The sequence below is a fragment of the Shinella sp. OV683 genome (genome assembly GCF_057787725.1).
The window spans coordinates 3,354,987-3,373,678 of the sequence record NZ_CM173543.1; the positions used below are offsets into that span (position 1 = coordinate 3,354,987).

Here is an 18,692-nt window from a genome sequence, read left to right on the forward strand (position 1 = left end):
GCGAAAAACCGTGCTCACCTGTATCAGCTTCCAGAAGACGCATGCCTCAAGAAGAACTTGTATGTACTGCGCGCAAACCGCCTGCGTTAATGCTCGCTGGCGCCGATTGAGCACATCCCATCGAATTCAAATAAGCTACCCTGAGGGAGGAATGACAATGGTGCGAGTAAGTAGTGGCGCAGCGGTGTTCGTCGCGGGCCTTTTCGTTGCAAGTCTGTCACACGGTGCTTGGTCGCAGGAAACCGAGCACACCGATGTCGGTGACATCAACAAGGCCAAGGTCGAACAGGTGTTCGCGAAGAAGCGGCCTTATTCTCCCTATGCCGACCGGAACTTTCCGACACGCCCCTTTTTCGGCGACACGCATCTGCATACGTCGTTTTCGATGGATGCCGGAGCATTCGGTGCAAGGCTGGGTCCTCGCGACGCTTACCGATTTGCCCGGGGCGAACAGGTCACGGCATCCTCGGGCCAACCTGCCAAGCTGTCACGGCCGCTCGACTTTCTCGTAGTCTCGGATCATTCCGACAATATGGGTTTCTTCCCCGATCTCTTTGCTGGCAAACCCTCTTTGCTGGCCGACCCCACGGGTCGCAAATGGTACGACATGATGCAGAACGGAAAGGGTGCGGACGCCGCGATCGAAATCATCGTCGCATTCTCCCACGGCACGTTCCCGAAGGACCTCATGTATTTTCCGGGGACGGACGCCTATCGAAGTGCCTGGCAGGAGACGATCGCTGCCGCAGAGGAGTTCAATGAGCCGAACCGATTCACCGCTTTCATCGGCTACGAATGGACATCAAATACGGGCGGAAATAACCTCCATCGCAACGTCATCTTTCGCGACAATGGCGACAAAGCCAGTCAGGTAGAGCCCTACACTGTCTATCCGCCATTCGGCAGTGACAATCCTGTAAATCTCTGGAAGTGGATGGCAGCCTACGAACAGAAGACCGGAGGCAGAGTGCTGGCGATCGCGCACAACGGCAATCTGAGCAACGGCACGATGTTCCCCGTGGTCGAGGAGTTCGGCAAGAAAATCGACGCGAATTATGTCCAGACGCGCGCAAAGTGGGAGCGGCTTTACGAGGCGGCCCAGACCAAGGGCGCCGGAGAGTCGCATCCCTATCTCTCACCGAACGACGAGTTCGCGGATTTCGAAATCTGGGACAAAGGCAATCTCGACGGCAGTGTCGCCAAGAAGAAGGAAATGCTCGAATTCGAGTATGTGCGTTCGGCCTACAAGAACGGACTGAAGCTCGAAGCGCAATTCGGCACCAATCCCTACAAGTTCGGCCTCATCAACAGCAGTGACGCCCATACGGGCCTCACCGCGATGGAAGAGGACAACTTCTTCGGCAAAACCACGCCGCAGGAGCCTAGCCCCGAACGCATGACCGCTACCTTCATCGACAACAAGGCGACGGGCGTCAAGGTCATGGACTGGGAGGTGTCGGCGGCCGGTTATGCGGCCGTTTGGGCCGCCGAAAATACCCGTGCCGCTCTATGGGACGCCATGCAGCGCAAGGAAACCTATGCGACGACTGGTCCGCGCATGGTGGTGCGCTTCTTCGGCGGATGGGATTTCGAGGCCAAGGATGCACAGAACCGCCTGCCGGCTGAAATCGGCTATACAAAGGGCGTGCCGATGGGTGGCGATCTCCAAGCCGCTCCAGCCGGCAAAGTACCGACCTTCCTGGTTGCGGCGCTCAAGGATCCGATCGGAGCTAATCTCGACCGCTACCAGATCGTCAAGGGCTGGCTCGACAAGGACGGCAACGCCCAGGAAAAGGTCTACGATGTCGTCTGGTCCGATGACCGGAAGCCCGGCGCAGATGGTAAGCTGCCTGCCGTCGGCAACACGGTGGATTTGTCGACCGCCACATGGACCAACACGATCGGCGATCCGGAACTGATCGCTGTCTGGAAAGACCCGGATTTCGACCCGGCGCAACGGGCATTCTACTACGGCAGGGTCATCGAAATCCCGACTCCGCGCTGGACCGCCTACGATGCCTACCGGTTCGGGTCGAAGCCTCTGCCCGGCACCACGATGACACTGCAGGAGCGGGCGTTTACCTCTCCGATCTGGTACCACCCCGCATGAGGCACGGCGACTAACCTGGACCATGATCAGGGTGGCAGCATTCGGCTGCCGCCTTTCACGCCAAACTTGTCGATCGCCAGCACAGAAGGCCCGAGCCGCTTCATGTTCATCCGCAAGATTCTGTCTGAACCGCTGTTTCACTTCTTCGTTCTCGGCGCGGCTATATTCAGCCTCTATTCGTTGACGAGCGGCTCCCTACCCTCGGCAGACGACCGATCGATCGAAGTGGGCAAGGGCCAGCTCGCGCAGATGTTCGAAACGTTTAGCCGAACCTGGCAACGGCCACCCACGGAAGCCGAGTACAAAGGCCTCATCGATGGCTATGTGAGGGAGGAGGTGTTCTATCGTCAGGGGCAGAAGATGGGCCTCGATAAGGACGACACAGTCCTTCGCCGGCGCATGCAGCAGAAGATGGAATTCCTGCTGGAGCCGAGTGCCGAGGAGTTGACGCCCAAGCCCGGCGAGTTAGCGGCCTATTTCGCAGCGCACGCAGACAAGTATTCTTTGCCGCCGCAACTGGCGTTCGGGCAGATATTTTTCAAAAGCGATGGCACCGGCGACAAGGGCGAGACGGCAGCAAAGCAGGCTCTGGCGCTCCTCAAAGTCGATCCTTCGACCGATACAGCTGGAATGGGCGATCCGACCCTTTTGCCCGAGCAAATGGCGTTGACCGACACCGATATGATTGCCAGCAGCTTCGACGAGGGGTTCGCCAAACAATTACTTCTTGCCCCGATTGGACAATGGTTCGGCCCGGTTCGCTCGCAATACGGTGTGCATCTCGTGCTCGTCGGGGAAAAGATTGCAGCACGTACGCCGTTGCTTGCCGATGTCAAAACGGCAGTCCAGTCCGATTGGGAAAGTGCCAGGCGCAAGGAAATCGCCGACAAGCGCTATGCCGAGATGAGGAAGCAATACGACGTCAAGATAGAGTTGCCGGCGAACGCAGCGACATCGCCCGTCGAAACGTCAGAGGCCAAATGATGCGATTGCTGATCCTGGCAGTTGGTTTCCTGTTGCTGATAGCGTCCGCCGCCAGGGCGCACGAATTGCGGCCTGCCTTTCTCGACATCATCGAGATCGCACCGGCCCGCTACGCGATCACCTGGAAAGTGCCGGCTCGTGGTGAATACAGGATGGCGCTTTATGTCCGGCTGCCCACCACTTGCAAGCAGGAAGCAGAGCCCGTTGGCTTCTATATCGATACCGCCTATATCAGCCGCTGGCAGGTGTCGTGTGCAGCAGGACTGGCTGGCCAAGCGGTCTCGATCGACGGCCTGTCATCGACCTACACCGATGCGCTGGCGAAAATAACAAACCTGGACGGCACCACCCAGACAAGCCGCATCTCCCCATCCGGCCCGACGTTGACAGTGCTGGCCAGCCCAACTGCCTGGGACACGGCGCAAGCGTATTTCGTGCTCGGCGTCCAGCATATCCTGCAGGGAATAGACCACCTGCTCTTCGTCTTCGCCCTGCTGCTGTTGATCCGCAGGCCCAGAACTCTATTTCTGACGATCACCTCGTTCACGGTTGCGCATTCGATCACCTTGGCCATCGCGTCGTTGAACGTGGTGTCGGTGCCTCAGGCGCCGATCGAGGCACTGATAGCCCTGAGCATCATGTTTGTCGCATCGGAGATCGTTCGAAGCAGTCGCGGCCACACCGACCTGTCCAGCCGATATCCATGGCTGATCAGCTTTGTCTTCGGACTGCTGCATGGATTTGGTTTTGCCGGCGCCCTGCGCGAGATCGGCCTGCCGCAGAAGGACGTGCCGCTTGCTTTGCTGACGTTCAACCTCGGCGTGGAGGCCGGCCAACTCGCCTTCGTCATCGCAGCGCTTCTTGCCCTTGCGTGCTTCCGGCTAGCATTTTCGAGAGACTTCCGGCGGCTTTCGCCTTGGGCGGCGTATCTGATCGGCACCGTCTCGGCCTTTTGGCTCGTCGAACGGGTAGCAGCATTCATGTAGGATTTGCTTCTTCTGACAAACGTTTCGCGGGCGCCAGGCTTGCATCTGGCTCGCCAGAGTTAATGCCGGTTATTGCCATCGCAAATACCAAGGCCGAAGCCGCCGCTGAAGAAGCAGGAAAGGTCGCGATGCCGGGTGACATGCCAGCGACTGCAAGCATGATGCAGCCTGGCGCGATGCACTATTACTCTGCCAGATGCCTCACCATTTCCCAAACCTCCCGGCGGTCATAGACACGCTGGAACTCGCCTAGCGTGTCCAGTGCCTCGCAGCGCTGATGCAGGAAACTGCCGACCGGCGGTGCGCAATTCTGATCATAGCCGCATCTTTCAAACATCTCGTTCCAAAGATGCATGAGTTGTGCCTGCGCAGTCCGAAGCACGCAGTGGGCGAAATAGCCGGGCAGCACGACCTTCCAGAACTGATCGTATGGCAGGGGATAGAAATCCGATGGAGGACGCACGATTTCCATCAGCCCATGGCTCCGGGCAAGCTCGGTAACCAGCCTAGGGCCCAGCGTCGCCCAATTGCTATCCTCATCCACAGCAGCCCAGGCACGTGCCGCCAGGTCTTTCAGCATCAGGTGCGCCCTGGGCAATTGCAACACCGCGGCGTTCAGTTCGGCAGGTCCAGATCGCTCCAACTGCCGACCGATGACGATGTCCCCCGCAAGAAACTCTGGCGGCCTGAGGCAAAGGACGTCAGCATCCACCCAGCAGCAGTCCTCCTGCTGCAACAAGCGATAGCGGAACAGATTGGAGAATTTGGCAAGCGAAGGGCGGCCATTGACGAGATAACGGGACAACAGGGACTCGTCGTCGACTATAAGCCGGGCATCGCCAATTTCGACGCCTTCCGGGACCCTGATTTTCCGATCATAGGTGAAGAGCTTCAGGGGCAAGCCATGCCGGGCGAACGATTTGAGGCAGGTGAAGCCGAGCGGCGAAAGTTGCCCATGCCAGAAGGTGGCATAACCTCCAAGATTGGCAGCAGGGCGCGGGGCGAGCGCGACAATATCGACGCATTCACCGTCATTGGCTTCCGCGTTGTCTGTAGATGCAGCCATTTCTTAAACAGCTCCGCCGGTCATCCCGCCATCCGACACTAGAGAAAGCCGCCCACCCTGCAAGCAGATAACCGAGATTGCCCCAGAAATAGTTCAGCTGTTGCGGCGCAATATTTTCGCTTTTCGATGTTATTGTGGACACGCAGCAGCCATGGAAAGCCGTTGCTGCGCCATGCTTTCAATACTGCATTGGTTGCTTCGTCCGCTTTCAGCCCATGCCCGGCTCGGAGCCGGTGCCTGCACCGCTTCAGAAGAACCGCATCGCCAGGCTTGCATCTGGCTCCCCAGAGCCCCCAAAACCCCGATGTCTGCACATCAAATCTCTCACCCCGCACATAACGCTCTGTTAACCAACTTTTGTAACTTTTCGGTCATGATCACAGTGCATCGAAAAGGGGCTTGTTAATGCCGGTTATTACCATCGCAAATACCAAGGGTGGCGCCGGCAAGACCACGGCAGCTGCGCTGCTGGCCGTCGAGCTTTCGCATCTCGGGCACAAGGTTACCGTCTTCGACAGCGACCCGCAGCAGTGGTTCACGCAATGGTATGAGGTGGCCCGGCCGCGTGGCGCGATCACGCTGGTCAATCACGTTTCGCCCGCCTCGCTTGAATGTCAGATCCGCGAGTCCCATTCGCCGTCGGACTATTTCATCATCGACCTCGCCGGCGACCGCAACCAACTGACGGCCACCGCACTGGCCTTTTCCAACCATGTGATCATTCCCGTCCAGGGCTCGGGCATGGATGCCAAGGGCGCCGTCAAGGTGCTCGACATCCTCAGCCAGATCCGCGCCGAGACCGGTCTCGACATCGCCCATTCGGTGCTGTTGTCGCGGGTCAACCCGATGGTCACCACCCATTCGCTGCTCAAGGTCAAGGGCCTGCTCGCGAGCCGCGGCGTCAATGTGCTGGCCACCCCGGTCGTCGAGCGCGCCGCCTATCGCGAGATGTTCGATACTGGTGCGACGCTCTACGATCTCGACCCGCAGAAGGTCTCCAATCTCGACCGGGCGCAGACCAATGCCCGCGAGCTTGCCGTCGAGGTGATGCGCATCCTGCCGGTGCGGGTGATTTCTTCCGGCAGCCGCCGGCGGGGCTTCGGCTGGGGTCGTGCCGCGTAACGCCCTTGTCTCGGCAGGTCAATCTGTTTCCTCGCCCATGGTCTCCGCCACCTTATCGAGGTAGGCATACCGATCCACGAGCTTGAGAAAATCGCCGCCGTCATCGACTATCGCGACGAAGGGTGCCTTGCACCGAAGGATGGCTCGTATGCGCTTCGATTTTGGCATGTCCTCATTCGCCACGATCCTGGCCGAAAATGCCTCACGCGGCAGCAGCTCTCTCAGAAGCTCATTCGTTACCCAGGCTGCGTGCTCGAATTCCCCATCCTTGAGCGTGACCCAATCGGAAAAGCCGACCGCAGGCAGTGCGTTTGTCTTCAGGTTTTCGAGGAACGCGCTCAAGACCTGTGTCACCATATGAGGCTGAACCCTTCCGCTGTCGCCAATTTCCGTGAAATTCACAGCCATTTTCTGGTACACGCCGGTCGCCCTGTTCCACGCCTCCACATATGCCGCCTCGAGCCATGGATACTTGTGGGCCAGCAACCACCTCAGCCTGCGCACATCGACTGTCGCCACATAGCGGTTTCCAATTCCATCACGTCGTTCAACAAGGACCAGCACCTTGACGCCGCGCATCCGGTCCGCCATGGCAGCGACGATGAACAGGCGGGATGTCAGCCATCGATCGCCCCTACCCAGGTCAATAACCGTGTAGTCAGCCGTTTCCGTGGACTGCAAAGCAGCAATAAGTGCAGGCGAGCCAGAGGCGGAAAACTGCGATTTCGGGTCCCTGATCTCATCGAGCAACGGAAAATCAAGCGATTGCCGCGCCGTCACGAGTTCCAGCGAAAAGCCCGCGAACTGCAATTTCGAGAGGTTCCCGCCAATCGATTCCAGAAATTTGACCAGCGGCTTCCTGAACAGGAATGCGAGCACGATAACGGCGACCGGCCAGGCCGGAAACACTTTGGCAATTTCCAGCCAGGAATCCGACGGAGGGCTCGATGGGGTCTGGGATGACACCTGCAGGGATAGGGAAGCTGCGTCGGCGTTCGGGACGAATATGGCCCACAAGCAAGCCAACAATTCCCAAAGCGATGATCTGGCGGCGGATCGACGATAGGCCACGGCACAGTCTCCCGATTGACGCAACGGAGATACGCAAGCTCAGGCTGCACCCATGGCATCCCGATGTCCAGCGGGAAGTTCGGGCATCGGCTTCATCTTCTCGCCATTTTCCGTGCTGCGGTGTAAAGCGAGACTTTCGACACCACCATTCGATATCAGTGAAAGGCCCCTCCCCCATGCTTGCCTGGACGCTTCTCGACACAGCAAAAATTCCCGGCGGCAACGAGACGCTGCGGCTGAAGAAGCGCGGCCAGGAATATTCGATCATGCTCGGCACCAACGAGCTGATGAACAGCCGGCTGAGCGGCTCGGAAGAAGCATTGGCGACGCTTTCCGCTGAGAAGATCGCCGGGCGCAAGGCGCCGCATGTGCTGATCGGCGGGCTCGGCATGGGCTTCACCTTGCGCGCCGCACTTGCCGTGCTGCCACCCGACGCAAAGATCACAGTTGCGGAACTGGTGCCGGCGGTGGTCGCCTGGGCGCGCGGGCCGATGGCCGACCTGCATGCCGGCACGCTGGACGATCCGCGCGTGACGATTTTCGAAGGCGATGTCGGCGTGGCGATCAGGTCGGAGAAAAGCAGCTATGACGCCATCCTGCTTGATGTCGACAATGGCCCCGACGGCCTCAGCCGCGACAGCAACGATACGCTCTACGGCGCCAAGGGGCTGGGTGAAGCGCTGGCTGCACTGACGCCCGGTGGCGTGCTGGCCGTCTGGTCCTCCGGCGGCGATGCCGGCTTCACTCGCCGGCTAAAGCATGCGGGCTTCGCCGCCGAGGAAAAGCCGGTGCGTGCGCGCGGCAAGACCGGTGCGCGGCATATGATCTGGCTGGCGATGAGGCGGCAGTAGTCACCGAGCGGAGCTTCCACCGCCTCAATGACCGTTCATGGCGGCATGAAGAACTTCGACCTACGGCTTACGCGGGGGCCGATGTGCCGCAGCCCAGTTCACCGTGGCCTGCTGGACAGCGGAGAAGAAGAGAGCTGTCGTGATCCCGAACATCATCAGCCCATTGGCGGCCTGCAACGGCGCGAGCAGCCGGACGCGGCCTTCGAGCACCACGTCGCCATAGCCGAGCGAGGTGAAGGTGACACCCGAAAAATACACCGCCGTTTCAAAATCCTCGACGGCACCTAGCCATGAATATAGCATCGCCCAAAATACGACCTGGATGATATTGCCCATCATGAGCACCACCATCAGCACAGCGAATTGCAGGAAGATAGCCCGCCAGGGCTTTGGGCCGAGAGGTTGACCGCGGGTATGAGCAAAGTAGCGCGCAGCCAGCACCGAAGCCATTGCCTGGAGTGCGAGGCATACCGACATCGCCAGCAAGCCGACAGCAAGAACTTTAATCATGACGCCGGACCTTCGATCCGGGGGCCGTCCTCGACCGACCGCTGGGGCAGCCATTCCATCAGCAACACGTAGCCGACGGCCAACACCACGGGGCCTACAAACAAACCGAGAAGGCCATCTGCAAGCATCCCGCCGATGACGCCGATCAAGATGACCGGCATCGGCACTTCCAGTCCGCGGCCGAGCATCAGTGGCTTGAGTACATTGTCACTCAGCCCCGCGACGGCTGACCAGACGGCGAAGACGATTGCCGCCGTCGTCGCCTCGGTCGCGAAGACATAGGCAATGACGGGCAAGGTCACCAGCACCGCTGGTACCTGCACGATGGACAATATGAGTGTGATGAGTGTCAGGGCGCCGGCTGCCGGAAGGCCAATGGCAAAGAAGCCGGCGCCAACGAGCACCGACTGAATCACCGCAACACCGACCACGCCAAGTGCGACACCGCGGATCGTCGCGGAGGTCAGTGTGATCAAGTGGGCCCCGCGCGCCTTGCCTCCGGCGACCAGCTCCAACAGACGCAGGGTAAATCCCCCTGCCCCCTTGGCATAGGCCACAAGCACAGCGGCGATTCCAATCGAAAGAATAAAGAACATGCCGCCGGCGGCCAGGCCACCGGCGACGGATGCGAGCCACGCTGCAGGCTTGCTCAGCATCGGGCCGTACTTGGCGAGCGCCTGGGGCATGTTCGTGGCAGCGAGCGACCAGCTCTCCGAGAGCTTCTCGCCGACCACCGGCAGGCCCGCAAGCCACGCTGGAGGCTGCGGAATTGTCAGGCTGTTGTTCTGCAGACCGGAGACCAGTGAATAGATGGTAGACCCAAGCGACGTAACCACCATAATCATGGGCACCAACACAACGGCAATGCCGACCAGCCCGATGAGAAATGCCGACCAGCGGTTGCCGAGCCGCACGGACAGCCGACCATGCAGGGGATAGAGCATGACTGCCAGGATAACCGACCAGAGCAGAATGCCCATAAAGGGCAATACGATCCGGCTGCAGATATAGACCAGAATGGCGATGAGGGCGATTTGAACCACTACTTGGACCGCAGTCGGCTTTTGCGACGCGAGATCGGCGTTTGGCGGATTGGAAACCATGTCTGCCTCCCAGGCCTGAGCCTTCACGCATTAATGTAGCTAAACATCTCAAGCGTCAGACAACGACAACCTCGACATCTGGCTAGCGTTGGAATCGCGCCGCAGCTCCCGCGGCGCGTGGTGGCGCTGCGGCATCTCAGGCGAAATCAATGGGCGGCCACGGTCGGGGAGATGATCCCCAGTTTTGCGAGGCCGCTGACGAAAAGTTGCACGGCAACAGCGGTCAGAAGAATGCCGAACACGACCTCGGAGATAACCAGGCTAGCCGGCTTCATGCGCTTTGCCAGTACGTCGATATTGGTGAACACCAGATAGTCGAATGCGGCGACGAGCAGAACCAGGCCTACAACCAGCGCTGCGCTGGCAAGGGACACGACTTCGTCAGATGCAATGATCAGCACCGTGATGCCAACGGGATTGAGCATATAGGGGATGGCCAGCGGGAAAACCGCAATCGTATCCGGATCGACTTCCACTTCCAGCTCGTCGTGAGGCTTCTTGACTGGTCCAGCCGCCATCTTGAGTGCGAGCAGCGCCAGGACGATGCCGCCTGCAACCGCGACCGCGCCGCCTGTGATATGCAGCAGCCGCATCAGAAGAGCGCCCGTGGCAAAAAGCACCAGGGCAGTTATCAGCCCGGTCAGGACCATCTTCCGGCCTATTCTGGCCTTGGTCTCCTTATCGAACTTGTGGGTCATTTCAAGGAAAGGAACCAGCGCGATCTTCGGCCCCATGCCGACTAAAAGCAGCAGCAGAAGCGTTGCCACGAGGCCCGTATCAATGACTGATAAATCCATCGAAATTTACCCCCCAAAAAAGCTTTTCCCAAGTGAACTATCATGGATACTCAACCGATTGTCTAGCAGTCAGCGCTCGGCATTCGTCTGATTTGCCGGCCTTACGCCGCCCTGAAGCTCAGGACCAAGTGCGCGATCCGCACTGTGACCATCACATAGATAAGCACCAGGACAATCTGCAGCGTGAAGTGCCATCGCAATTTTGCGAGGCGATGTAATCCGTCAAGCAGATTGAGCGTGAACAGCACAATCCCGACGACTGCCACGCTATATCCGGCAGCGGTATCGTCCCATGTCCCCCAGATACGCAGGAGCTCGCCATTCCTGATCGTGTAGATGCCGGCGGCCGCCACGACCGATGTGGTGATGATGTTTCGGACATGCTGAAAGACAGCCTCCAAACCTCCTTGTTCGAACATCGCAGTTCTAAAGCGGGATACCGCCGATGTCAGCTTTGGCACTGGCATATGCTCTGTCTCATATCTCGTTCGCAGGCTCGGTCTTGCCTGCGGACTCTACACCATCCGTTGCCCGCGGCCAAAGCAGGGCCGCAAGAATGAATGTGTATATTATGGCGCCGGCGACAAAGACGATGCGTGTAGCAAAGGATTCAGCCGCGCTTCCCGGCAGGGGCGATACGCCCAGGCCGAACAGGATCAGGAACGTCGTCAACGCGCCAGCAAACATCTTTGCCGAAGCCGACCTGCCCGCCGCGCGGCCGCCCAGCACGAGCCCCACGACCAGCACGATCACTGCCATGGAAAACAGGTTGGGACGCAGCATCAATATCGAGTAGGCGAAAGAAGCTATGACACCACCCAGCAGGTTGACGATCATCAGGCCGATCGCCGTGGCACGGCTCCTGACGATATCCAACTGGCCCAGCAGCGATACCACCGTGATCGGAATGACCATCGCCGACGACAATTCATCATTGGTGAGGCAGATCGTGACGGCCGACAGCAGTATCGCGGTATTGGCAAGCGCCAGCCAATAGGGGTGCGCCGACATGGGCGCAGCGGCGGGTGGCGCCATGTCGGACTCGGTTGGAGGAATGACCGCGTAGGCAATCCACATCCACACCGTGCCACTGACCACGCCGGTGACCAGTATCGACAGGATCGACTCGGCCAACGTGCTGTTGAGGATGCCGAGAAGCGGCACCATGATCGCCACCACCTGGACGAAGAATATCGCAGGCCCGCCCTTGCCGACCGCCTGTGCGAAAAAGAGCAGGAAATAGATCAAGCCCAGCAACATCAACAAGGTCATGGGCTTGTCGTCGAGCAACAATGTCAAGGCCATGAAAAATGTGCCGGCCACCAGAATGAGCACCGCAACGCCGAGTGTCGTGCCGAGGGGCATCGGCTTTGAACTGCCCAGCAGGAACTGGGCCGCAAAAAGCGGCCCAAGAAACGGGATAATGGCACCGTTGGCGACGGCGACCGTAACCCCGAGTGAAACGGCAAGCGCCACCCGCAAGCCCTTGCGCCGCTGCTCGGTGAGCTCGATGGAGAGGCGCTGGACTGTCTCGCTAGCCGACATAGGTCAAGACCGACATGATCCGGATCCAGAGCGAGCCCCAGGCATTGGTGACAGGATTGTCTCCTGTATAAATTACCACCGTGACCTGCGAGCCATAACGCACCCCCTTTGGCCGTGCTTCATCGAGGACAAGCCGGACTGGATAGAGTTGCGCTTCCTGCACCCAGCCCGTTTGGGAACGAATAATAGGCAGACCGGTGGCCGGATCGGTGCTGGATTGTGAAATGCCGAGACCAACACTTTCAACCTTGGCTGTGAACAGGCGGCCAGGCAGGGCATCGAACAGCACTTCGGCCTTGTTGCCAACCGCGACTTTTTCGAGGCTGTTTTCCTTGAAGGCAGCGGCTATCCAGACCGTGCCGACATCGATGAAAGTCATCGCCGGCTGGCCGGCGCTGACCACCTTGCCGATCGCGAGCTGGAGATTGGTGACCACGCCAACAGCAGGGGCGAGAACCGTGGTCCGCACCAGATCGGTCTTCGCACGCTCGAGGGCCGCCAGGGCTTCTTTCAGCTTGGGATTGTCCTGGCCCGCCGGCCCAAGCTCCTGCTGCGTCCGGATCAGATCGGCCTCCGCCGCCGTCACCGACGCTTCAGCCTGGTCGTATTCCAATCGGATATCGTCGGACTTCGCCTTGGAGTAGACGCCCTTTTGCACCAGCACGACAGATCGTGCGTAGAAATCCTGCTTGTTGTCCCGGGTTACCTTCGCCTCGACAAGCCGCGCCTGGGCGGCATCGACATTGGCGACCGACGCACCGATTTCCTGCCCAACGGTTGCAAGCCTGGCTTCGGCTTGATCGACCGCGATCCGGTAGTTTGTCGGGTCGATGCGGAACAGCACCTGCCCTGGCTCGACGGCCGAATTGTCGTCGACGCCGACTTCGATCACCCGCCCGGTGACTTCTGGCGCGATGTTTACGACATAGGCCTGGACATGCGCCTGTGAAGAGGATGGTGTCCGGCGCTCCATGAAGACCGAAAGGACAAATAGGATAACTGCCAGGAGCACGACGACCAATGCCACCCCGCGCAAAGGATTTCCGGTTTTGGGATTTTCAGTTTTGGGATTTCCGGTTTTCTTGGCGTCCACTACCGGTTCGCTGACGTTCTCTTCGGATGCCACGCTGTATTCCTTTGTGTCGAGGGATATTCAACAATGAAACAAACGGTCAGAGGATGGCCTTGCCACAATCCCGTGACTGTGGCGCAATACAAGAGAGCGGTGTGGCGATACGCACCGGAATTCCATAGGGATCAACTTAGTCGGAGCGCCCACTCCCGCAGCGCCATTTGAATATTAGCGAATTTTATACCGTGGCGCCCGCATGTCAATCGTGGCGAAAGGGCGGCACACTTTTGCGCAACATACTCTAGATCTTGTACCAGACACGAGGATTCTTCGCAGACTGAATCTCCAGCCAGTTCAGGCCTGCATCCTGCCAGTTGCGAATGGCATTGGTCTCGTTATCCAGGATCACGTCGCCATTGCTGGTCCGCACCGCGAGCACCAGATGGCCCTCGCCCTGCTTGGTATAGCCTATCGCCAACCGCAGCGCCGATGACGGCCAGCCGTGCTGGATCAGCACATGGCGTTTGGTGACGGCATAGTCCTCGCAGTCTCCCGAACGCGGCGAGAGGGTCCAGACATCGTCGCCGCGCGTGTCGTTTCGGGGAGCGATCTGGCTGTTGATCGTGCGGCTGACGGAGACCAGCTCAGCCTCTTTCGACGGCGTCAGTTCCACGGTGTCGGGACCGCTGGCCGCCGCGCATTCACCGGAATATTTCTTGCAGAACACCACGTGGGAAAAGGGTTCGAGCGTGCGGCGTTCCGATGTGACGAACGGCTGATCAAGTCCCGGCGTCGGCTTTGGCTGAGCCTTGGGGGGAATAGCCTTCCTGGACGCACAGCCGGAAATCGCCACGGCAACAGCACAAAACAAGGCCACCACGGCAACTTTATCTTTGTATGCCAAGATTTTCACCCAAACTTCGCCTTCATGAAAGCCCGCCACGATTTGACGTCGTCGCCCAAGCGAATATGTTCGCAGATGCAGCATGGTGATGTCTCAAGGCCGGCCTGTCAACGCCCCTCATACCTTCACGTCGACGTCGGCGACCCAGTTTGTCATGCTTCTGAAATCGCCGGGAACAATTCAACCGATCGGTTGACAATACGTCGCGAGTCGCTTATATTCAACCATATGGTTTACAATTCTGAGCTTCATCTCGACGACATGTTTCACGCGCTTTCCGATCCGACGCGGAGGGCGATGCTGAACAGCCTGTCGCAATCGCAGCGCACCGTCGGCGAACTTGCCCAGCCGTTTGCAATCTCGCTTGCCGCGGCCTCCAAGCACATCAAGGTGCTGGAGCGTGCGGGGCTGGTGGCACGCAGCATCGAGGGCCGGACACATGTGTGCCGGCTCGACGCCAGGCCGATCCACGCCGGCATGGAATGGATGCGCCACTACGAAAAATTCTGGAACGAGCGGTTCGATACGCTGGAAAAGCTACTCGAGGCCGAGGTTGCCATGTCCGGCAAGCTGCCCGAGAAAACCAAGGACAAGAAGAGCGATTAGAGATGAGCGATCTCGGCCATATGCTTGCCGCCTTTCAAAGCAGGAAATCGCCGGCATGCAGATCGTTCTTGGCGACATGCTGCAGGGTCAGCGTATCCATACCGACATGAATGATCACGCTGTTGCCCGAAACATCGAGATGATGGGTGCGCAGATCGGCAAAATCGTTGACACCATTCAGGCCGCGAAGGTCGATAATGTCCTTGCCGGGATGGAAATCGGTGACGATATCCTGACCAAAGCCGGTCTTGAAAACGAAGGTATCATCGCCGGCCCCGCCGGTCATCTTGTCCTCGCCCGCCAGACCACTCAGATTGTTTTTGCCCGCATTGCCGATAAGGAGATTGGCGAGCTCATTTCCCCGCCCGTTAATGTTCCCGGCCCCGAGTAGAACGAGGTGTTCGACATTGGCTTTCAGCTCGTAGGAGACGGTCGATTTTACCGTATCGGTGCCTTCGCCTGAATTCTCGAAAAGCCGGGTCCCGGCTTTGTCCGTGATCAGCGTGTCGTTATCGGCGCCACCGGCGATGAAGCTATCCACCTTGCCACCGCGGTTGTCGAAAGTGTCGTCTCCGGCATTCAGATTGATCGTGCCTTTGACAGTGCCGTGGTTGATGATCAAGTCCAGTCCGGCGCCGCCGGTGACAGCCGCTGTGCCGGAGATCAGTCCGCTGTTGGTAAGATGCGTGGTTTGGCCAGCCAATTGACTGAAAACTACGGCATTGGCGCCACTGATAATACCGGTGGCCGTGTTGGCGAGATCGCCACCAGCGGAATTCAACGTGAAGCCATAGGTGGCGCCGTGGATGTAACCACTGTTCGTGGCATCGACGCCGTCATTGTCCATGGTCGCGCCAGTCGTCAGGCCAAAAATGCGCCCCTTGTTGACAAGCGTTTGGTCGATGTTGAACATTGCCAGGCCCGTCTCGCCATGCAAAACCCCTTCGGATCCTATGCGGATGGTGACGCCCGCGCCGATCGACCGGATGCCACAGCCGGAGGCGGCGCTTGAGCCGGAAATAATGCCATTGACGACGACCTCAACGTCTTGTGCCGTTATCTGGACGTCGATACCAAATTGGTTTGACGTGAAGATCGACATCTCGGCAGCGAATGTCCACTTGCCGCCAACGCTGCTGATAACATAAGTGGTGGTTTGGTCTGTCTTGACGAGGGTATTTGCCATCGTATCCGTCTCCCGGTTCAGAGCTGGCATACGAACTATAGTGAGATCGTGACGACGGAGGCGCAAGAAATATTATCAAAAGCGCCGAGATATGGAACAGCTTGGGATTCTTTTATTAAGGCCCCGCCATGCAATCAATGACGAGGACCAAGACCCAGACGTAAATCAGTTGATTGTTGGCCGGGCGGTCGCGAGAAGCGATGAGCAGCGGGGTTCCCGCCCCGCGTCATGATAGCCGGATCAGCTATCCCCGCCCGGTTTACCTCTGGAGGTCAGAGGTTCTGCAAGAATCGCACAAAACGTCGATAAAGCAAGCGATAGGCCCCTCACACCCGCGTGAGCGCTCTCAGATATCGAAATTGTCCTTCTGGACATGGCCGAAGAATTCCGGACCATAGGGCGTGTTGTCGCCGCATTTGACCACGAACCAGCTTGATGTATCGTTGGTATAGGTCTTGGTCTCGTGGCCGTTCTTCATCAGGTGGATCTGGGCATCCGGCGCCATGAGATAGAAACCCTGGTCGGTGGAGATATCGAGATCGTTCATGACGATCTTCTTGATGCCGATCGAGGTGAGGTCGATCGTGTCGTTGCTGCTGAGGTCGGCGAAATCGAAGCGCGCAGTCAGACCCTTGTGGTCCAGAACCTGGGACGGATCGACGCCGCCCGCGAACTTGATCCTGACTATGTCGGCGCCGCCATTGGTGACAATGTCGATCGGGTCCTTTTGCAGCTTGTTGATCGTCAGCGTCAGGTCGTCTGACTTGTTCGACAGCGTGAACTTGTCGAACTCGTTGAGAGAGAGCGAAACCTTGCCGTCGATATTGCCGGACAGCTTCATGAACTCGACATTGTGGATGTTGAACGATCCCTTCATCTCGATGATGACCGTGTCGGTGCCGCCGTTCTTCGCCTCGACGATCTGGTCGTCGTTGCTGCCACCGACCAGCGAGGGGCTCGGAGTCGGGCCCGCAACCGCATCGGGGCCGGCGCTCTTGGATTTCGGACTCAAGATATAGGTATCGTTGCCATCGCCGCCGACCAGAAGATCATCGCCCGCGCCGCCGGTCAGGTTATCGTTGCCCGCGCCGCCATAGAGCTTGTCATCGCTGTTGCCGCCGTTCATCGTGTCGTTGCCGTCGCCGCCCTTGAGCGTGTCCTTGCCGTCATCGCCGTCCATTCGGTCATTGCCGCTGGAGCCGTCGAGCAGATCGTTGCCGGCGCCACCAAACAACCGGTCATTACCACTCGCGCCGTAAAGCTGGTCGTCGTCGTTGCCGCCATAGAGGCGATCGTCGCCGGCGTCGCCGTAGAGATGGTCGTCGCCCGCCAGGCCGGCAATCACATCGTCGCCCTGCTGGCCGTGAATGGTGTTGCCGTCGGCGTCGCCGATCAACAGGTCATCGTCGTTCTTCTTGCTGTCGAACCCGGTGCCGTCGCCGTTGAGATTGTTGCTTCTGCCGCGGACGAACAGGACCTCTTCGAGGTGGCCCGTCACCAGATTGTAGTGCTTGGCAACTTCCTTGATCGTCGGCTGCAGTTGGTCGTTGATCGTACCGTGCAAAAGGCTGCCGGCGGCGTTTGCGGCATTGGCATTGCTGGCGGCGTCCGGATTGTACTTGTCCTCGTAAGCAAGGATAGTGTCGCGGAAATCCTGGTAGCCGTGCGCCACCTGCCGCGCCTCGGCGAAACCGACACTCTGGGGATCATTGTAGAGCTCGAAGTAATCCGACTGGATATAACGGCGAATGGCGGTCTCAGTGCGATCCGTCTTACCAACGCCGTCATTGCTGTTGTAACGCAGGGCGTACCAGGCGGCAAAACGGTCTGTGCCGTCCAGCAGAGCGTCCATGACGCCTTGGTCCAGCAGATCCTCTTCCTCGAACGCCATACTGACAATCGCAGCGCGCTCCTCGAGGTTATCGAAGTTCAGGTCGATAATGCGCGCGTCAAATGCACCCTCGGCATCCGCCATTTCGCTGCAGCTATTCAACACCGCCCGCATTTGCGCATTATTGGCGAACTGGAATTCAGTCGGAATGCTGCTCAGACCGTGGTTGTCATGCCAATCCTGGAGTACGGCATCCAACGCATTGCGCAACTGATTGTTGGTCGTATGTCCCACCGCCGCTGCTTGCAACTCCCCGAGCATGTCGGGATCCACCGGTCCGCCTATGATCGTGCCCGCGACAAGTTCCATGTTGGTCAACAAGTTGACATTGGTACCGATCATCGGGCCACTGGCGCCGATATAGGCTTCCTTGTTCGCGCCCCAGACAGACTTCATCACCTCAAAACGGAACTTTTCGTATTCGGTGAAGGTTCCAAGGTCGTCGTATTCGATAAAGGGCATGCAGATCTCCGGCGAAAGTCTGTTGACCGGGCACAACGCCGGCTCGCAATGCACTGGAAGCATTCATGCTGCAGAACATGACGGGAAACTAGCCCGCCCACGTTTCATTTCGATGTCTTGGCCCTGACAGTGCGGTGACGTGGCTGAACACCACATGAACGTCCGCCAGCCCGGTATTCTTCACGGCATTCGGGCTTTTTTCGGAGTGAGAAATCCCGCCGAAAGGACCAGCCCAGTCTCCCTGCCCCGATGTTGGACTTCGCGCCGTGCGGAAAGGTGGGTCGGTCCCACGCTCGCCCTCGCCGAACACCGCACGCCAGATGCCGTTGGAGAGACGCATGCTGGCCATTTCCCCGATCCGGAATCAATGCTAACTCTCGCATCGACCCCACTGAGTAAGCCCCCGTTGAGAAAGCCATTGTCCAT

The 18,692-nt window shown here is 58.9% G+C and carries 17 protein-coding genes; 6 read left to right on the top strand and 11 right to left on the bottom strand.

Translation table 11 applies throughout. The features are described 5' to 3' along the window. Positions 1–157: 157 nt before the first annotated feature. The 3 genes from ACXHRN_RS16245 (at position 158) to ACXHRN_RS16255 (ending at position 4,080) form a co-directional block, all read left to right on the top strand. Positions 158–2,110, top strand: coding sequence for a DUF3604 domain-containing protein (locus tag ACXHRN_RS16245; protein WP_488637348.1), 1,953 nt, complete (start codon positions 158–160; stop codon positions 2,108–2,110). 225 nt (positions 2,111–2,335) lie between these two features. Next, a complete protein-coding gene (locus ACXHRN_RS16250; protein WP_488637349.1) occupies positions 2,336–3,094 on the top strand; it encodes a peptidyl-prolyl cis-trans isomerase in 759 nt (252 codons plus the stop codon). After that, positions 3,091–4,080 carry a HupE/UreJ family protein gene (locus ACXHRN_RS16255; protein ID WP_488637350.1) on the top strand — a complete coding sequence of 330 codons (990 nt, stop codon included), beginning with the start codon at positions 3,091–3,093 and terminating at the stop codon, positions 4,078–4,080. The genes ACXHRN_RS16250 and ACXHRN_RS16255 overlap by 4 nt, the downstream gene beginning before the upstream one ends. Positions 4,081–4,264: 184 nt before the next feature. On the opposite strand, the gene ACXHRN_RS16260 is transcribed toward ACXHRN_RS16255, so the two are convergent. Next, positions 4,265–5,146 carry a hypothetical protein gene (locus ACXHRN_RS16260; protein ID WP_488637351.1) on the bottom strand — a complete coding sequence of 294 codons (882 nt, stop codon included), beginning with the start codon at positions 5,144–5,146 and terminating at the stop codon, positions 4,265–4,267. 405 nt (positions 5,147–5,551) lie between these two features. Here ACXHRN_RS16260 and ACXHRN_RS16265 point away from each other — a divergent pair, with 405 nt between their 5' ends. Continuing rightward, positions 5,552–6,268, top strand: a complete 717-nt coding sequence (locus ACXHRN_RS16265; protein WP_488637352.1) for a ParA family protein — start codon at positions 5,552–5,554, stop codon at positions 6,266–6,268. Positions 6,269–6,286: 18 nt separating this feature from the next. Here the strand turns inward: ACXHRN_RS16265 and ACXHRN_RS16270 are convergent, their stop codons facing one another. After that, positions 6,287–7,177, bottom strand: coding sequence for a hypothetical protein (locus tag ACXHRN_RS16270; RefSeq protein ID WP_488637353.1), 891 nt, complete (start codon positions 7,175–7,177; stop codon positions 6,287–6,289). 338 nt (positions 7,178–7,515) lie between these two features. Here ACXHRN_RS16270 and ACXHRN_RS16275 point away from each other — a divergent pair, with 338 nt between their 5' ends. After that, complete coding sequence (locus ACXHRN_RS16275) at positions 7,516–8,190, top strand: spermidine synthase (RefSeq protein ID WP_488637354.1); 675 nt, start codon at positions 7,516–7,518, stop codon at positions 8,188–8,190. A 60-nt stretch (positions 8,191–8,250) separates the two neighbouring features. Here ACXHRN_RS16275 and ACXHRN_RS16280 read toward each other — a convergent pair whose 3' ends face one another. From ACXHRN_RS16280 to ACXHRN_RS16310, 7 genes are all read right to left on the bottom strand, one after another. Further along, positions 8,251–8,700, bottom strand: a complete 450-nt coding sequence (locus tag ACXHRN_RS16280; protein ID WP_488637355.1) for a potassium channel family protein — start codon at positions 8,698–8,700, stop codon at positions 8,251–8,253. Then, entirely contained in the window at positions 8,697–9,803 is a 1,107-nt protein-coding gene (locus ACXHRN_RS16285; RefSeq protein WP_488637356.1) for an AI-2E family transporter, read from the bottom strand. Before ACXHRN_RS16285 ends, ACXHRN_RS16280 begins: the two co-directional genes overlap by 4 nt. Positions 9,804–9,949: 146 nt before the next feature. Next, positions 9,950–10,600, bottom strand: coding sequence for a MarC family protein (locus tag ACXHRN_RS16290; RefSeq protein WP_488637357.1), 651 nt, complete (start codon positions 10,598–10,600; stop codon positions 9,950–9,952). 101 nt (positions 10,601–10,701) lie between these two features. Continuing rightward, positions 10,702–11,061, bottom strand: coding sequence for a hypothetical protein (locus ACXHRN_RS16295; RefSeq protein ID WP_488637358.1), 360 nt, complete (start codon positions 11,059–11,061; stop codon positions 10,702–10,704). Positions 11,062–11,077: 16 nt separating this feature from the next. Further along, complete coding sequence (locus tag ACXHRN_RS16300; RefSeq protein ID WP_488637359.1) at positions 11,078–12,145, bottom strand: DUF2955 domain-containing protein; 1,068 nt, start codon at positions 12,143–12,145, stop codon at positions 11,078–11,080. After that, positions 12,135–13,271 carry an HlyD family secretion protein gene (locus ACXHRN_RS16305; protein ID WP_488637360.1) on the bottom strand — a complete coding sequence of 379 codons (1,137 nt, stop codon included), beginning with the start codon at positions 13,269–13,271 and terminating at the stop codon, positions 12,135–12,137. Before ACXHRN_RS16305 ends, ACXHRN_RS16300 begins: the two co-directional genes overlap by 11 nt. Before the next feature lie 247 nt (positions 13,272–13,518). Next, positions 13,519–14,121 carry a transglutaminase-like cysteine peptidase gene (locus tag ACXHRN_RS16310; protein WP_488637361.1) on the bottom strand — a complete coding sequence of 201 codons (603 nt, stop codon included), beginning with the start codon at positions 14,119–14,121 and terminating at the stop codon, positions 13,519–13,521. A 228-nt stretch (positions 14,122–14,349) separates the two neighbouring features. On the opposite strand from ACXHRN_RS16310, the gene ACXHRN_RS16315 reads away from it, so the two are divergent. After that, positions 14,350–14,727, top strand: a complete 378-nt coding sequence (locus tag ACXHRN_RS16315) for an ArsR/SmtB family transcription factor (RefSeq protein ID WP_488637362.1) — start codon at positions 14,350–14,352, stop codon at positions 14,725–14,727. Between the two features lie 34 nt (positions 14,728–14,761). On the opposite strand, the gene ACXHRN_RS16320 is transcribed toward ACXHRN_RS16315, so the two are convergent. Both ACXHRN_RS16320 and ACXHRN_RS16325 read right to left on the bottom strand, forming a co-directional pair. Further along, entirely contained in the window at positions 14,762–15,913 is a 1,152-nt protein-coding gene (locus ACXHRN_RS16320; protein ID WP_488637363.1) for an autotransporter outer membrane beta-barrel domain-containing protein, read from the bottom strand. A 346-nt stretch (positions 15,914–16,259) separates the two neighbouring features. After that, complete coding sequence (locus ACXHRN_RS16325; RefSeq protein WP_488637364.1) at positions 16,260–18,266, bottom strand: calcium-binding protein; 2,007 nt, start codon at positions 18,264–18,266, stop codon at positions 16,260–16,262. Between the last annotated feature and the right edge of the window lie 426 nt (positions 18,267–18,692).

Bases quoted from the DNA above. Each gene is read 5' to 3' on its own strand.
- ACXHRN_RS16245 (WP_488637348.1), top strand. From the start codon at position 158: ATGGTGCGAGTAAGTAGTGGCGCAGCGGTGTTCGTCGCGGGCCTTTTC.
- ACXHRN_RS16255 (WP_488637350.1), top strand. From the start codon at position 3,091: ATGATGCGATTGCTGATCCTGGCAGTTGGTTTCCTGTTGCTGATAGCG.
- ACXHRN_RS16260 (WP_488637351.1), bottom strand. From the start codon at position 5,146: ATGGCTGCATCTACAGACAACGCGGAAGCCAATGACGGTGAATGCGTC.
- ACXHRN_RS16265 (WP_488637352.1), top strand. From the start codon at position 5,552: ATGCCGGTTATTACCATCGCAAATACCAAGGGTGGCGCCGGCAAGACC.
- ACXHRN_RS16275 (WP_488637354.1), top strand. From the start codon at position 7,516: ATGCTTGCCTGGACGCTTCTCGACACAGCAAAAATTCCCGGCGGCAAC.
- ACXHRN_RS16280 (WP_488637355.1), bottom strand. From the start codon at position 8,700: ATGATTAAAGTTCTTGCTGTCGGCTTGCTGGCGATGTCGGTATGCCTC.
- ACXHRN_RS16285 (WP_488637356.1), bottom strand. From the start codon at position 9,803: ATGGTTTCCAATCCGCCAAACGCCGATCTCGCGTCGCAAAAGCCGACT.
- ACXHRN_RS16290 (WP_488637357.1), bottom strand. From the start codon at position 10,600: ATGGATTTATCAGTCATTGATACGGGCCTCGTGGCAACGCTTCTGCTG.
- ACXHRN_RS16300 (WP_488637359.1), bottom strand. From the start codon at position 12,145: ATGTCGGCTAGCGAGACAGTCCAGCGCCTCTCCATCGAGCTCACCGAG.
- ACXHRN_RS16315 (WP_488637362.1), top strand. From the start codon at position 14,350: ATGGTTTACAATTCTGAGCTTCATCTCGACGACATGTTTCACGCGCTT.
- ACXHRN_RS16320 (WP_488637363.1), bottom strand. From the start codon at position 15,913: ATGGCAAATACCCTCGTCAAGACAGACCAAACCACCACTTATGTTATC.
- ACXHRN_RS16325 (WP_488637364.1), bottom strand. From the start codon at position 18,266: ATGCCCTTTATCGAATACGACGACCTTGGAACCTTCACCGAATACGAA.